16 protein-coding genes are annotated in these 14394 nt (G+C 62.3%); 8 read left to right on the top strand and 8 right to left on the bottom strand.

Annotation, left to right across the window (positions count from 1 at the left end):
• Positions 1-173 precede the first annotated feature (173 nt).
• The 4 genes from pxpB to JQ616_RS09275 all read left to right on the top strand — a co-directional run bounded on the left by pxpB (position 174) and on the right by JQ616_RS09275 (position 3381).
• Positions 174-905: a 5-oxoprolinase subunit PxpB gene (gene pxpB, locus JQ616_RS09260; RefSeq protein WP_212013825.1), complete on the top strand. Its 732-nt coding sequence runs from the start codon at positions 174-176 to the stop codon at positions 903-905.
• Entirely contained in the window at positions 902-1936 is a 1035-nt protein-coding gene (locus JQ616_RS09265; protein ID WP_212013827.1) for a biotin-dependent carboxyltransferase family protein, read from the top strand. The genes pxpB and JQ616_RS09265 overlap by 4 nt, the downstream gene beginning before the upstream one ends.
• Before the next feature lie 89 nt (positions 1937-2025).
• Positions 2026-2799 carry a LamB/YcsF family protein gene (locus JQ616_RS09270; protein WP_212013829.1) on the top strand — a complete coding sequence of 258 codons (774 nt, stop codon included), beginning with the start codon at positions 2026-2028 and terminating at the stop codon, positions 2797-2799.
• A gap of 150 nt (positions 2800-2949) precedes the next feature.
• Positions 2950-3381, top strand: coding sequence for a hypothetical protein (locus tag JQ616_RS09275; protein WP_212013831.1), 432 nt, complete (start codon positions 2950-2952; stop codon positions 3379-3381).
• Positions 3382-3455: 74 nt separating this feature from the next.
• Here JQ616_RS09275 and JQ616_RS09280 read toward each other — a convergent pair whose 3' ends face one another.
• The 3 genes from JQ616_RS09280 to JQ616_RS09290 form a co-directional block, all read right to left on the bottom strand.
• Positions 3456-3608 (bottom strand): hypothetical protein, encoded by a 153-nt coding sequence (locus JQ616_RS09280; RefSeq protein ID WP_212013833.1) that lies wholly within the window; start codon positions 3606-3608, stop codon positions 3456-3458.
• A gap of 263 nt (positions 3609-3871) precedes the next feature.
• On the bottom strand, positions 3872-5029 hold the full coding sequence (locus JQ616_RS09285) for a CmpA/NrtA family ABC transporter substrate-binding protein (protein ID WP_212013835.1): 1158 nt from the start codon (positions 5027-5029) through the stop codon (positions 3872-3874).
• Positions 5026-5616 (bottom strand): ANTAR domain-containing response regulator, encoded by a 591-nt coding sequence (locus JQ616_RS09290; RefSeq protein WP_074130515.1) that lies wholly within the window; start codon positions 5614-5616, stop codon positions 5026-5028. Before JQ616_RS09290 ends, JQ616_RS09285 begins: the two co-directional genes overlap by 4 nt.
• A gap of 118 nt (positions 5617-5734) precedes the next feature.
• On the opposite strand from JQ616_RS09290, the gene rimO reads away from it, so the two are divergent.
• Positions 5735-7060, top strand: a complete 1326-nt coding sequence (rimO, locus tag JQ616_RS09295) for a 30S ribosomal protein S12 methylthiotransferase RimO (protein WP_212013837.1) — start codon at positions 5735-5737, stop codon at positions 7058-7060.
• A gap of 18 nt (positions 7061-7078) precedes the next feature.
• Here rimO and JQ616_RS09300 read toward each other — a convergent pair whose 3' ends face one another.
• Together JQ616_RS09300 and JQ616_RS09305 are read right to left on the bottom strand one after the other, a co-directional pair.
• Entirely contained in the window at positions 7079-8029 is a 951-nt protein-coding gene (locus JQ616_RS09300) for a hypothetical protein (RefSeq protein WP_249136598.1), read from the bottom strand.
• A 208-nt stretch (positions 8030-8237) separates the two neighbouring features.
• Positions 8238-8645: an MAPEG family protein gene (locus JQ616_RS09305; RefSeq protein ID WP_212013839.1), complete on the bottom strand. Its 408-nt coding sequence runs from the start codon at positions 8643-8645 to the stop codon at positions 8238-8240.
• Positions 8646-8996: 351 nt separating this feature from the next.
• Between JQ616_RS09305 and JQ616_RS09310 the strand changes: the two genes are divergently transcribed.
• Both JQ616_RS09310 and JQ616_RS09315 read left to right on the top strand, forming a co-directional pair.
• On the top strand, positions 8997-9353 hold the full coding sequence (locus JQ616_RS09310) for a DUF3302 domain-containing protein (protein WP_212013841.1): 357 nt from the start codon (positions 8997-8999) through the stop codon (positions 9351-9353).
• 1 nt (position 9354) lies between these two features.
• The gene (locus JQ616_RS09315; protein ID WP_212013843.1) at positions 9355-10521 is read left to right on the top strand and encodes an HlyD family secretion protein; all 1167 of its coding nucleotides are present in this window, start codon (positions 9355-9357) and stop codon (positions 10519-10521) included.
• A gap of 413 nt (positions 10522-10934) precedes the next feature.
• Here the strand turns inward: JQ616_RS09315 and JQ616_RS09320 are convergent, their stop codons facing one another.
• Both JQ616_RS09320 and JQ616_RS09325 read right to left on the bottom strand, forming a co-directional pair.
• Positions 10935-11258: a potassium channel family protein gene (locus JQ616_RS09320; RefSeq protein ID WP_212013845.1), complete on the bottom strand. Its 324-nt coding sequence runs from the start codon at positions 11256-11258 to the stop codon at positions 10935-10937.
• 186 nt (positions 11259-11444) lie between these two features.
• Positions 11445-11741 (bottom strand): hypothetical protein, encoded by a 297-nt coding sequence (locus JQ616_RS09325; protein WP_212013847.1) that lies wholly within the window; start codon positions 11739-11741, stop codon positions 11445-11447.
• A 306-nt stretch (positions 11742-12047) separates the two neighbouring features.
• On the opposite strand from JQ616_RS09325, the gene JQ616_RS09330 reads away from it, so the two are divergent.
• A complete protein-coding gene (locus JQ616_RS09330) occupies positions 12048-13244 on the top strand; it encodes an acetylornithine transaminase (RefSeq protein WP_212013848.1) in 1197 nt (398 codons plus the stop codon).
• A 130-nt stretch (positions 13245-13374) separates the two neighbouring features.
• Here the strand turns inward: JQ616_RS09330 and JQ616_RS09335 are convergent, their stop codons facing one another.
• Positions 13375-14349, bottom strand: coding sequence for a quinone oxidoreductase family protein (locus tag JQ616_RS09335; RefSeq protein WP_212013851.1), 975 nt, complete (start codon positions 14347-14349; stop codon positions 13375-13377).
• Positions 14350-14394 lie beyond the last annotated feature (45 nt).

Consider the following 14394-nt stretch of genomic DNA (forward strand, 5'->3'; position numbering starts at 1 on the left):
GTTGCCGGGCAAAGGCGTTGCGTCAAGGGCTGAACGAAAATCCTGCGATCATCTGAATTTATCGCCGGCGTGCTGATTAATTTATTGAAGTTGCTGCATCATTTTGCACGAAGCGAATTCCGTTTTGCCTCGAAACACGCTAGCTTGATGGCGACCGAAGCCTGCTTGATCCAATGGCCGAACCCTTAAGTCCTCCCCGCCTTTTGCCGAGCGGCGACAGCGCCGTCACGGTGGAATTCAGCCGCACCATCGATGACGCCGCCAACCGGCGGGTGCTTGCGCTCGACCGCGTGATCGCGGCCGAGCCGATCGCCGGCATTACCGAGACCGTGCCGACCTACCGCTCGCTGCTGGTGCATTACGATCCCGTGCATATCGGCTTCGATGCGCTCGGCGAGCAGTTGCTGGCACGCGCCGCCAGGGCGCTGCCGACCGAGACCGGAACGCGGCGCTGGCGTATTCCCGTGACCTATGGCGGCGAGCACGGCATCGACCTCGAGGATGTCGCGAAGGCACTCCACACCACGCCGGATGACATCGTCGCGCGCCACGTCGCCGGCGACTATCGCGTCGCCATGATCGGCTTCACGCCGGGTTGGTCCTATCTCAGCGGGCTGGAGACATTCCTGCACATGTCTCGGCGCAAGGACCCGCGGCTGCTGACCCCGGCCGGCACCATCTCGATCGGCGGCATCCAGACCGGCGTGCAGTGCCTGGCCGGTCCGAGCGGCTGGCACCTGCTCGGCCGCACTCCCGTGAGGACCTACCAATTGCATCGCGACCCGACCTTCCTGCTGGAGCCGGGCGATGCCATCACCTTCACGGCGATCGACGCCAAGACCTTTGCCGAACAGGACCGCGCCGCCGAGGCCGGCGAATTCGTCGCAGAACTGGTGACGCCATGAGCAAGCTCGTCGTCACCTCGATTGGTCCCGCAAGCTCGGTGCAGGACGCGGGTCGTCCAGGCTCGCAGCGCTATGGCCTGGTGCCGAGCGGCGCGATGGACCGGCTGTCGCTGGCCGCCGCCAACACGCTGGTCGGCAATCAGCCCTTCGCTGCCGCGGTCGAGATCGGCCCGTTCGGCGCCACGTTTACCGCGCGCGGCGGCGCCGTGCGCGTCGGGCTCGCCGGCGCGCCGCGCAATGCTGACATCGGAGGTCGGCCGGTTGCGTTCGACAGTTCGGCGACGCTCGCAGATGGCGAGACGCTCAACCTTGGCTTCGCGCGCGGCGGATCGTTCAGCTATCTCGCGATCGAGCACGGCATTGAAGGTGAGCCGATGTTCGGCAGTCTTGCCGTCAATGCCCGCGCCGGGCTCGGCAGCCCCTACACGCGGCCGCTACAAAGCGGCGACGAATTGAAGACACAAGCCGCGAGTGGTTCGCCCGAGCACCGCATCGAATTGCCGGCAGCCGCCGACGCGCCGATCCGCATCCTGTTCGGCCCGCAGGACGACGAGTTCGCCGAAGACAACAAGAAGCTGTTCACAGACAGCGAGTGGAAGATCTCGGCCACCAGCGACCGCATGGGCTACCGGCTCGAAGGCCCGGTGATAAAACATCGCGATGGCCACAACATCGTCTCCGACGGCACTGTGAACGGCAGCATCCAGGTGCCCGGCAACGGCCAGCCGATCGTGCTGATGCCCGACCGCGGCACCAGCGGCGGCTATCCGAAGATCGCGACCGTGATCACGGCCGATTTCGGCCGCTTCGCGCAGATCTCGGCCGGCCGGCCGTTCCGCTTCAAGGCGGTAACGATGGCAGAGGCGCAGGCGGAAGCGAAGACGTTCCACGAACTGCTGCGGTCTCTGCCCGACCGCCTCCGCGGCATCGAGGATTTCGGTCTCAACATCGAGGCGTTGAGGGATGCAAACGTCGCAGGTCAGGCCGTCAGCGCAATGGACGCCGCGACCTGGCAAGTTGCAGTGCCATAGAGCATGATCCGGAAAAGTGCGAAGCGGTTTTCCGACAAGATCATGCTCAAGCAGTAGAGCCAACACGAACAATAATCGGATCTGATGTCATGACCTCAACCATCGACCTCAATTGCGATCTCGGCGAAAGCTTTGGGCCCTGGGAAATGGGCAATGACGCCGCGATGATCGAGCTTGCGACCTCGGTCAACGTCGCCTGCGGTTTTCATGCCGGCGATGCAGACATCATGAGGAAGACAGTCGAGCTCGCGAAGGCGCGCGGCGTCAGTGTCGGTGCTCATCCCGGCTATCGCGACCTGCATGGCTTTGGCCGCCGCCCGATGCCGGGACTGACATCGTCGGAGATCGAGAACCTGATCGCCTACCAGATCGGCGCGTTGCAGGCGATCGCGACCGCGGCCGGCCACAAGGTCACCCATGTGAAGGCGCATGGCGCGATTTCGAACGTCGCCTGCGAGGACGACATGACCGCAAGGGCGATCGCCAATGCCATCAAGGCGGTCGACCGCAATCTCATCTTCGTTGTGCTCGCCAACTCGAAGCTGGTGCGCGCGGGCGAAGCTGCCAATCTGCGGATGGCGCATGAAGTGTTCGCCGACCGCGCCTATGAGGACGACGGCAATCTGGTGTCGCGCAAGAAGCCGGGCGCAGTGCTGCACGATCCCAAGGCGATCGCCGAGCGCGTGGTGCGGATGGTGCAGGATGGCGCGGTTGTCTCGGTCACCGGCAAGGTGATCAAGATGCAGACCGATACCGTCTGCATCCACGGCGACACGCATGGCGCCGTCGAGATCGCGCGCGATCTGCGCGCAGCGCTGAAGCAGGCGGGCATCACGGTTGCGCCGTTCAAGACTGCGCACTGAGGCATCCACACATCAGTCAGCAAGGGCCGGCCGCCGCGCCGGCCCTTTTAGATTCCGTTAAGAGTCTTCTTAAACCCAAACTTGCCGTTTGATTGCTAGGTGCAGCTTCCGAGCCTTTGATTGTCCTCTCAGGAAATTGGGTACCAAAGCATGTTCCGCACCAGCCTCTCCCTCGCAATTGCCGCGGTTGCCACCGTCGCCTTCACCGGCGCCGCGTCCGCCGGCTGCTACAGCTGCTATACGCCGCCGCCCCAGCCCTGCACGACCTGCTACCAAGTGCAGACGGTGCCGCCGCAATATCGCACCGTGCAGGAAACCGTGATGGTGTCGCCGGGCCGCGTCATCGCGCATCGTACGCCGGCGCAGTATCGTACCGTGATGGTGCCGAAGACGGTGATGGTCGCGCCTGAAGGCGTCGCCTATGAGCGCATCGCGCCGCAATACGCCACGCAGGAGCACACCCAGATGGTCTCGCCGGGCTATTCGTACTACGCGCCGGTTCAGCAGACCTGCAACACCTGCGGCGGTGGTGGTTATGGTTATGGTTATGGCTACGGGTATGGTCGCGGCTACGGCTACTGAGCCATCAGCATTCAGCCAAAACAAAGCCGCCGCCTGAGGACATCAGACGGCGGTTTTGCAGTTCTCTCAGGGCCTCAAAACGGGTGGACGGACAGCGTGCCGAACACGATGGCTGCGATGACCGCAAAAGCGCTGTACAGCGCCGCGGTGTGAACGCCGGTCCCGGACTTCCTTGAAACGTGTCGCGCGTAAAAGTGCAGGCGGGCTTCCGCCGATAGCTCGCGCATGGTCGATCTCCAACGCCCCATTCTCGGGCATATGGAATATCGTTCGCGACGCAATTCAAGCGGGTGGCAAAAATAGTGACGCCACACCCTCGGGGAACCTGGTTCCCAGAGGAATATTCTTCCTCGCGGGTTGCCCCGAGAATCTTATTCGTTGCAATTCGAGGCGCCGGGAACCCGCGCCAGTCCCGCAAGTACCGAAAATCTCGAAAACAACCCCATGCAAAGTAGCCGGAGGTAAAGCAGTGGCGGCCGCTCCGCCGCGTTCAGGGCTTCCAGCGCCCGATCTTGAAGGCCGCCAGATGGCCCGGGACGTCGACCGGATCGAACGGCGGACCAGCGAACGCGCCGATGGCGTGGGAGGCGCCTGGCGGGCGTCCTGACGCGGCGTCGTAGAGGTCGGGCCTGAACACGGCCATCGCGGCCTTCAGCGCCTCCGGCCGGTACGGCGTCTGGCCCCAGCGAACCATCTGGGCGTAGAGCCAGGCCGCTTGCGCCGGATCGGGCCGCGCTGCTGCCTCGCGCCCGACCAGCAGATAGCGGCTGCTCTCACGCATGGTGCCGTCGGGCGAGATCTTCAGCCGGCCGTCGAGCGTGCGCTGGATGACGCTGGCATCGACGCCGATCCGTTCGGGTGAGCTGAGGATGCGCGCCACCTCGCCGCGGTTCTCCGGTTGCTCGATGAACTCGGCGCCGCGCAGATGCGCGCGTACCAGCGACGCCACGACATCGGGATGCTTCTCCGACCAGCTCTGGCGCACCGCCAGCACCTTCTCCACCGCGCTGAGCAGGATGTCGGAGACGAAATGCAGGATGTGGCCGATGCCGAGATCGACCGCGATCGAATTCCAGGGCGCACCGACGCAGAACGCGTCGACATGGCCGTTGGCGAGACTGTCGGCCATGTAGGGCGGCGGCAGCACCACGAGCTGGACGTCCTCGTCGGGATCGACGCCGCCGGCCGCCATCCAGAACCGCAATTGATAATTGTGGGTCGAGAACGGAAAGGTCATGCCGAAGGTCAACGGCTCGGCCCCGCTCTTGCGCCGCTTCGCGACCACACGGGCCAGCGCCTGCGAGGTCGCCATCGGGTCGAAGCGGTCGCCGTCGAGCTCATCCATCAGCGCCGCGTGCAGCGCCGGCGACACCGTGATGGCATTGCCGTTGAGCCCGAGATTGAAGGGGGCTGTGATCGGCACCTTGACGTGGCCGAGCCCGAGGCTCGAGGCGATCGCAACCGGTGCCAGCAGATGGGCGGCGTCGAACAGGCCGATATTGAGCTTGTCGCGGACGTTCGACCACGACACTTCCCGCACCAACGTGACGTCGAGGCCCTCAGTCGCGGCAAAGCCTTTGTCGACGGCGGTGATCAGGGCGGCAGCGTCCACCAGCGGAATGAACCCGATGCGCAAGGGTGTGGTCATTTGAGCAGCTCCGACGCCGTCAGGATCGATTGCGCGATCTCGCCGATCTTCTTCTTCTCGCGCATCGCGGTCGAGCGCATCAGCACGTAGGCCTCCTCCTCGGTCAGCCCCTTCACCTTCATCAGGATGCCTTTGGCGCGGTCGATCACCTTGCGCTCCTCCAGCGCATGCTTGGTGCGGTCAAGCTCGTCCTGCAATTTGGCGAAGGCGTTGAAGCGCGAGACGCAGAGATCGAGGATCGGCTTCATCCGTTCCTTCTTGAGCCCGTCGACGATGTAGGCGGAGACGCCCGCCTCCACGGAGGCCTGGATCGAGGCCGCGTCGCTCTGGTCGACGAACATCGCGATCGGCCGGCGGACCGCGCGGCTGACCTGGAACATCTGTTCCAGCACGTCGCGGCTGGGGTTCTCGAGGTCGATGACGATGATATCGGGGTCGAGCGCGTAGATCCGCGAGAGCAAGCTCTGCATCTCGCTGATATGGACCACGTCCGTATAGCCGGCCTCCCGAAGTCCCTCCTCCAGGATGGCCGCACGGATCGGGCTCTCGTCGACTATGACGATCTTGGGAGACGATTCAGCGCTCATCGACAACTCTTAAGAACCCGGCAATCGCATCCATATCATGCCGGAAGGCCCGGGAAAGGGTTGTAATTCTCGGCAATTGGGACTAGCTCCTGCCCATCAATCAGGCAGATTCAGAGATATGCAAGAGGCCGCCACGCCGAAAGTGAGCTTTGTGTCCTTGGGGTGCCCCAAGGCGCTGGTCGATTCCGAGCGCATCATCACCCGGCTGCGCGCGGAAGGCTATGAGCTCGCGCGCAAGCATGATGGCGCCGACATCGTCATCGTCAACACCTGCGGCTTCCTCGACAGCGCCAAGCAGGAGTCGCTGGCGGCGATCGGCGAGGCCATGGCCGAGAACGGCAAGGTCATCGTCACCGGCTGCATGGGCGCCGAGCCGGAGCAGATCGAGGCCGCCTACCCCGGCGTGCTGTCGATCACGGGGCCGCAGCAATATGAGAGCGTGCTGGACGCCGTGCACCGCGCGCTGCCGCCGGCGCACAACCCGCATCTCGACCTGGTGCCGCCGCAGGGCGTCAAGCTGACGCCGCGCCACTACGCGTACTTGAAGATTTCCGAAGGCTGCAACAACCGCTGCAGCTTCTGCATCATTCCGAAGCTGCGCGGCGACCTGGTGTCGCGGCCGGCCAACGACGTGCTGCGCGAGGCCGAAAAGCTGGTGAAGGCCGGCGTCAAGGAATTGCTCGTCATCTCGCAGGATACCTCGGCCTATGGCGTCGACCTGAAATATGCCGAGAGCTCGTGGCAGGATCGCAGCGTGCGCGCGAAATTCTTTGACCTCGCCAAGGAGCTCGGCGAGCTCGGTGCCTGGGTGCGGCTGCAATATGTCTACCCCTACCCGCATGTCGACGAGGTCATCGGCCTGATGACCGAGGGCAAGGTGCTGCCCTATCTCGACATCCCGTTTCAGCATGCGAGCCCCGACGTGCTGCGCGCGATGAAGCGCCCGGCGGCACAGGAGAAGACGCTGGCGCGGATCCAGAAATGGCGCGAGCAGTGTCCCGAGCTGACGCTGCGCTCGACCTTCATCGTCGGCTTCCCCGGCGAGACCGATGCCGATTTCGCCTATTTGCTCGACTGGCTCGATGAAGCCGGAATCGACCGTCTCGGCTGCTTCAAATATGAGCCGGTCGCCGGCGCTACGTCGAACGCGATTGGCAATGCCGTGCCTGACGAGGTCAAGCAGGAGCGCTGGAATGCGCTGATGGCCCGGCAGCAGAAGATTTCTGCGCGACGCCTGAAGCGCAAGGTCGGCACCCGCCAGCAGGTGATCATCGACGAGGTCGGCCCGACGGTCGCCAAGGGTCGGTCAAAGGCCGATGCACCCGAGATCGACGGCGCCGTCTATCTCACCAGTCGTCGTCCGCTCAAGGTCGGCGAGATCGTCACCGCCAAGATCGAGCGCTCCGACGAATACGATCTGCACGGCAGCGTCGCGGGATTCTGACGCGGATACGCTGCCGCACTAGTCAAGGCTGAGACAGCAGACCTTTTCGGCGTCGAAATGGTAGAATGAGTTGCCGCGCGCCGTTAGCTGGCCTTCGGATCGGACTGATCCATCCGGCATAATCATGCGCAGTCGCTTGATATCGGACAACTCGTGTGGGGTCAGTTTGCCGCGATATGCGGCATCCGGCGGGTCGTTATACTTGCCCGAGAGAAGAGCTTCGGTTTCGGAGACAGCAAGTGCATTGCAACCAGCCAGATTCGTCTTGCGGAATGTCAGTTTGTAGCCTTCGCCGATCGTACAGATCGGAAAATCGGTATAGTAAAAGACCGTGGCATCGGTGCCGGACACGTTGAGCGCATAACAATCGGAGATCGCGCGAGCTGATCTCTCGGGAAACTCCCAGAGTTTCTCACCCGAATCCGAAAAACAAACCAGCCCCGCGGCTCCGACAGGCGCCGCCCCATTCATTCCACCCCATCCGAAATTGCCGAACACGCCTTCGTCGAAATAACCGACCCAGATTCGCCCCAGGCCGTCGATCTGCGCGGAGCTTATGCCATCGCCCAGAAGTATCCGTGTTGTCGTCCCGGTCTCAGGCTGAATGATCGCACCGTTCAAGTCGAAATCGCCTTCGCCCCGCCATGCGCATCGCGGCCCGGCGACGAGGACTCGCCCATCGGGGAAGATGTCGACGTGGGGAAAGGTCAAATTGAGTGAGGGAAGTTCGATCGTCTGCGAAGTTTCTGACGTCGTTCTCACGAGACAAAGGCGCGCGGGCACCTCTGTTCGCGTTCGCGGAAATTCCCCAATACCTCGCTTGTAGGTCTCAAACAGGGATTTGGTGCCGGACGTTTCGGCAAACAGGAATAGTAGCGAACCGTCATTCGCCACGTCTTTCCTAACGATCGAGAAACCCGGCAGCGTCGGGATCGCGCAGAATTCGTGAAATTGGATCGATGCAGCCAAGTGGTTGCTCCGGGCATTTCCCACAACCGGAATAGCAGATCAAGCGCGACCGGCAAAACCTTTTACCTCCCCTGTTCCTCTTGCATTGCTGGAGGTCGGCGAGACCGTCACCGTGAGGTACGGAGATGAAGTCGCGCTCAGCCACCGCTGTGGCAAGAGGAGCCGAGCAGGCAGCAGCCATTTGCGGTGAGCAGACGGTCGATTGTCTTCACCAGGTCATGAACAGGATGCGAAGCCACATGACGACGAGCACGACATTGCTCGCCACGAAAATCAGCAGCCGATGAAGGACCCGGTTGTACGTCAGATGGACAGCGCTGTGACCGATGCGTAGCGCAACATAGGTCCAGGCCAGTCCCACAAAAACGGTGTCGGACCTCTGGAGGATGAGGATCAGGAGACTGGCCGCGTAGAACAGGACCGGCAATTCCAGCAGGTTCATGTAGTTGCGGTTGACGACGCTGACCGAAGGCGGCACCCGATGCGATTCGCCGAACCGGTAGTCGTCTGCGGTCGTCTCCTTGGACAGGCCTCTCCTGATCCCCATCAGAAGCAAAACCGCCAACGTGAACAACGCCAACACGATCGCGGGCCGAATGATATCGAGATTATTCATGGCGCCCCCCCCGCGACAAACTCCGCTGCGCCTGTCCAGCTACACCCGAAGAGTCAAAATCAATGAAACACCAGGGCGTGTACTCATAAATCCGCTCGCCGAACGAAGTCAGCATTACCGTCAGAAGCGGACAAAGGAGGCGCGCTTGTGTATGTCGGCTAAGGGCCAATTGCAGACATGTTCGCTCGTGGCTCGAAGACTCAGTCGCGCGGCAAATAGGTCAGTCCAGCTGAGCCATTCTTGGCTGTGGGAAATGCTTCCGCTTAGCGCGTTGACCTGAATCAAGGGGAGATCGGTGACGGTGTCGCAGGCTCGTGGCGGACATTTGCATGCAGAGGGCGAGACAGCCGGATGTTCGATAACCTTGATCCTGGCCTGAACTGGTTCGCGTTGGGCTTGCTGCTCTTCATCATCGTGATGATGTTCTATGGCGTCATCGCAATCCATGACATTCCGGCGCAGATTGCGAGATCCCGTCACCATCCTCATGAAGACGCCATTCATGCCGCCGGGTGGGTCAGTCTCTTTATGCTGCACGTGTTGTGGCCGTTCCTCTGGATTTGGGCCATGGCGTATCGTCCCGAGCGCGGATGGGGATTTTCATCGCCGGCCGCCGAAGCTGCCGTGGAAGGCGACATCAAGAAATTGCATGAGCGTCTCGACAAGCTCGAGGCTGCCGTGAAGGTCAAGACAGGAACGAGTGAGTGACATGGAAATCCTGCTCTGCCTGCTTTACGTGGCGTTGTGCATCGCGATCTTCAAGATCTTCAAGATCCCCGTCAATCAATGGACGCTGATGACCGCGGTGCTGGTGGGCTTATTCGGAATCTCGCTGTTGCTGCTGGCCATGAACTACAATCATCCCTACACAAAGAACGGCAGAATTTATTTTACGGTCACTCCGATCATACCCGGCGTAAGAGGCCGCGTAGTCGAGGTACCGGTTGCGCCAAACCAGCCGCTTAAGGAAGGCGACGTTCTGTTCAAGGTCGATCCGAAGCCGTACCAGTATGTCGTGGACGAGAGGAAGGCCGCGCTTGCGGAAGCAGAACAGAATGTCCGCCAGTTGAAAGCATCGCTCGATCAAGCCACCGCAAACAAGGATCGCGCCGCCGCGCAACAAAAATTGGCGCAAGACAATTACGACCGTCAGGCCGAGCTTTTTAGCAAGCAAGTGATAGCCCAAGCGACGCTGGATACCTACCAACGCAATCTCGATACCGCGAAGCAAAGCACGGTCGGGGCTCAAGCCGAAGAGGATCGCGCGCGGTTGGCTTACACATCGAACATCGGCGGCGTTAACACGTCCGTCGCCCGGTTGGCCGCTGAACTGAGTGATGCTCAATTCGATCTCGACCAAACGGTCACGCGTGCGCCTTCCCACGGATTTGTCACCCAGGTCACGCTGCGGCCCGGCATGTACGTGGTCCCGATCCCCCTGAAGCCGGTCATGGCATTCGTCAACACCGATCCAAAGGACAAGGCGTTGACGGGTGCGTTCTGGCAGAACTCCCTGCAACGCGTCAAAAGTGGCGATAGAGCGGAGGTCGCGTTTGCTGCCGTTCCGGGTCGTGTCTTCAGAGGCAAAGTCGGAACGGTCATCGATGCCATTCCAACCGGGCAGCTCCCGCCCTCGGGCACGCTGATCGATGTCGGCAGCCTTCCGGAGGGCGGCCGGGCTCTTGCCACGATCAATCTGACTGATGATGTCAGCGGCTATAACTTACCCCTCGGGGCTGCTTGTCAGATCGCCATCTACACCGAGCATATGGAGGGCCTGTCGTTGCTCCGCATGATCCTCCTCCGCATCCGCAGTTGGGAAAACTACGTGTTCACCGAAGAGGGCGAAGGCAGTGGCGGTGGCCACGGCCATTGACCGAGGATGGAGTGTTGGACATGCTCAGAAGGATCATTCTGCCGATCGGCACCATCTTGGCATTGTGGACATCAGGTGCGATCGCGCAAAAGCTGGACGTTGGAGCTTGCATAGCCGACTTCAGAAAGCTGTGCCCCGGGATTGAACCGGGAGATGGCCGCCTCCTTGGATGTATGAGGGAGCATGTTCACGAGGTCTCAACTCCATGCTTGGTGACCCTTGCCAAGTTCACGGAGGTTGACGAGTTTGACAAGGAATGCAGTGCCTCCATCAAGCAACGGTGCGCGAGCGTTGAGCGGCAAGAGGCAGAATTTGCGGTTTGCCTGAAATCCGCGATCGCGAGCCTGAACGATACTTGCAAGGGCCAGCTCGCGCGAGCAGTTCACGGCGCTTCCTCACGGTGACCCGACAGGCTATTCGTCTTTGGCCGCCTCTTGCAGGGAGCGCACGCCGAGCGCAGCGATAAGGGCGGTCAGCAGTATCCCGGAGAAGCCGATTGCCAAGGCTATCATCCGCGAGCTCATGCGCTTCGGGGCCAAATCCCCATAACCAATCGTGAGGGCGGTCACGAACGTGAAATAGATCATCTCGCTCACCGACCAGCGTTCGAGGACTCCGATCACCGCGCCAAGTGCCAGCTGGAACGCGACCAAACCTGACATGATCGGCCAAACGACGCGGAAGTGATTCCAAAAATGCCGGAAAAAGCGCCGTCTCAGCTCCGCATCGGTTGCCATGCCTCGCCCCCAAACGCTCTGATAACGGATGTCATCCGTGGGGCTTAAGTACCGATACACACTTTCCGGAGGTCTTGACCTATATCAAAAGAAGTCAGCTTTGGGTCACAAGGCGACATCCCTCATGTCAGTCTGAGTGTCTGCTTCGCTCCTGTAAGCGGGCAGCCCAGTTTATGAGTACGCGCCCTAGTTGGTCGTCGCCGGAGCTGCGAGTGCCGGGTCGAGCGTACGCAGCACGCGATGGATGCGCACCGAGCTGCCGATGCCCGCATTGCGCACATAGGCATCGATGACCTCTTCGCTGTCGACCACGACGAGTCCAAACAGCTTGCGGTCGTCAGTCGCATAGGTGCAGATCCAGTGCATCTTGCCCTTCGTCGCGATGATGGCATCCAGCGCAATCCGCGCATGACGCGCCGCCTGCGCGTCGTCGGTCACGTCGAAATTGGCCGGAAGATCTCGTTCGATCAGCAGCTTGATCACGATGCCACCTCCAAGATTGCCTCGTCGCACCTTAACACGCTCCGCGAGCCGGTTGCGCGCGATATCACCTCCGGCTTGACACCGCCGCCCCTTCGGCTGTATGGCCCTGCGCCATGAAGCTGAACCGGACCAACCGCCGCGCCATCTGCCAGCGTCGTCGCAACGACGATGATGGGTCGCGCCGTGTCCGATGCCGCCGCTGATTAGCTAAATCAGCCAGGGTTTTCGAGAAGGCCGCGCCCCAAAGCGCGGCCTTCTCGCTTTTCGGCTTGCCCTTTCCCCACACTGACCCCAGAGGAGATCGATATGATAGACGCCACCCAACCGTTCGACGCGCTGATGGACATCACCGCTCGCCCCGAGGTCGTGTTCGTGCGCGGCGCCGGCTCGTACCTCTGGGACAGCAACCGCAATCGCTACCTCGATTTCGTGCAGGGCTGGGCCGTCAACGCCCTCGGCCATTCGTCGCCGGCGATAGCCGACGCGCTGGCTGCGCAAGCCCGGCGGCTGCTGACGCCGAGCCCGGCGTTCTACAACGAACCGAGCCTGAAACTGGCAAAGGCGCTGGTCGAGAACAGCTGCTTCGACCAGGTGTTCTTCGCCAACTCTGGCGCGGAGGCCAATGAAGGCGCGATCAAGCTCGCGCGGAAATTTGGCGCCAAGTACAAGAACGGCGCGCACGAGATCATCACCTTCGAAGGCGGCTTCCACGGCCGCACGCTCGCGACCATGTCGGCCTCGGGCAAGAAGGCGTTCGAGCCATTGTTTGAGCCGAAGGTGTCGGGCTTCCGGAAGGCCCGGCTGAACGACATCGAGTCGGTGCGGAAGCTGATCTCCGCTTCGACGGTGGCAGTCATGCTGGAGCCGATCCAGGGCGAAGCCGGTGTCTGGCCCGCGACGGATCAGTTTCTCAGGGAGTTGCGGGCGCTGACGCAGCAGCGCGGCCTGCTCTTGATCGTCGACGAGATCCAGACCGGCATGGGCCGGACCGGAAAGCTGTTCGGCTACGAGCATGCCGGGATCGAACCCGACATCATGACGCTCGGCAAGGGCATCGGCGGCGGCGTGCCGCTCGCAGCTCTGCTCGCGACCGAACATGCCTCGTGCTTCGATCACGGCGATCAGGGCGGCACCTTCAACGGCAATCCGCTGATGTGCGCTGCCGGCCTTGCCGTGTTCGATCAGATCGGCAAGCCCGATTTCCTGAAATCGGTTGCTGATGCCGGGCTGCTGCTCGATCGCGAATTGCAGCGGCTGTCGGCGCGGCATGGGCTCGGCGAGATCAGGGGCCGCGGCCTGCTGCTCGCACTCGACCTCAAGATGCCGATCGGTGCGGCCGTGGTTGCCGAGGCGTTTGCGGCCGGCGTGCTGATCAACTCGCCGCAGCCGGACACGCTGCGCTTCATGCCGGCGCTCAACGTCACGCGGGAAGAGATTTCCGCTGTCATTGACTGCCTGGACACGGTGCTGACGAAGGTCGGTGCGGCCAGACGGGTGGCGTAGCACCCCGAACGTCATTGCGAGGAGCGAAGCGACGAAGCAACCCATCTATCCCTGGTGGAAAGATGGATTGCTTCCGCCTTCGCCAAAGGACTCGGCGGACAAGTCGCTTCGCTCGCAATGACGGCGAGACTTACGGCCGCAAGATCGCCGCGCCGGTGGTCGCCCGGCTCTCCAGGTCGATATGCGCCTTGGCCGCATCCTTCAGCGCATAGGCGTGGTTGATCGGCACGTGCAGCTTGCCATTGATCACGGCGGCGAACAGCGTGTCGGCGCCTTCGAGCAATTCCTTGCGGGTGCCGACATAGTCGTTGAGCTTCGGCCGCGTCGCGAACAGCGAGCCGTGGTTGTTGAGCTCAGCGAGCGGGAACGGCGGCACCGGGCCCGACGCATTGCCGAACGAGACGAACAGGCCGCGCGGCCGCAGGCACGACAGCGATCCCGGGAAGGTGGTCTTGCCGACGCCGTCATAGACCACGTCGCAGAGCTCGCCGCGGCTGATCTGCTTGACGCGTTCGACGAAGTTCTCCTCGTTGTAGAGGATGACGTGGTCGCAGCCATTGGCGAGCGCGAGATCGGCCTTGGCCTTCGAGCCGACGGTGCCGATGACATGCGCGCCGAGCGCGTGGGCCCACTGGCAGGCCAGCAGTCCGATGCCGCCGGCCGCGGCGTGGATCAGCACCCGATGGCCCTGCTCGACCTTGAAGGTCTTGTGCAGCAGGTACCAGACCGTCAGCCCCTTGAGCATCAGCACGGCGCCCTGCTCATAGGTGATGTGGTCGGGCAGCTTGACGAGCTTGTCGGCCGGGATGACGCGCTCGGAGGCATAGCCGCCGAGGTTGTAGTAATAGGCGACGCGATCGCCGGGGTGGAAATTGGTCACCCCCGGACCGACGGCCAAAACCTCGCCCGCGGCCTCGTTGCCGGCGATGAACGGCAGGCCCGGCGCCTTGTAGAGGCCGGTGCGGAAATAGACGTCGATGAAGTTCAGCCCGACCGCATGCTGGCGGATCCGGACCTCGCCGTTCCCCGGCGGGCCGACCTCGACGTCCTCATAGGTCAGGACTTCCGGGCCCCCTACCTTGTGCACGCGCACAGCCTTGGTCATGTCGTCGCTCCCCTCAGATATCAGCGCCAGGCAAGCGAAGGCCAA

This window comes from Bradyrhizobium tropiciagri, assembly GCF_018130545.1.
In the GTDB taxonomy this organism is placed as follows: Bacteria; Pseudomonadota; Alphaproteobacteria; order Rhizobiales; family Xanthobacteraceae; genus Bradyrhizobium; species Bradyrhizobium tropiciagri_A.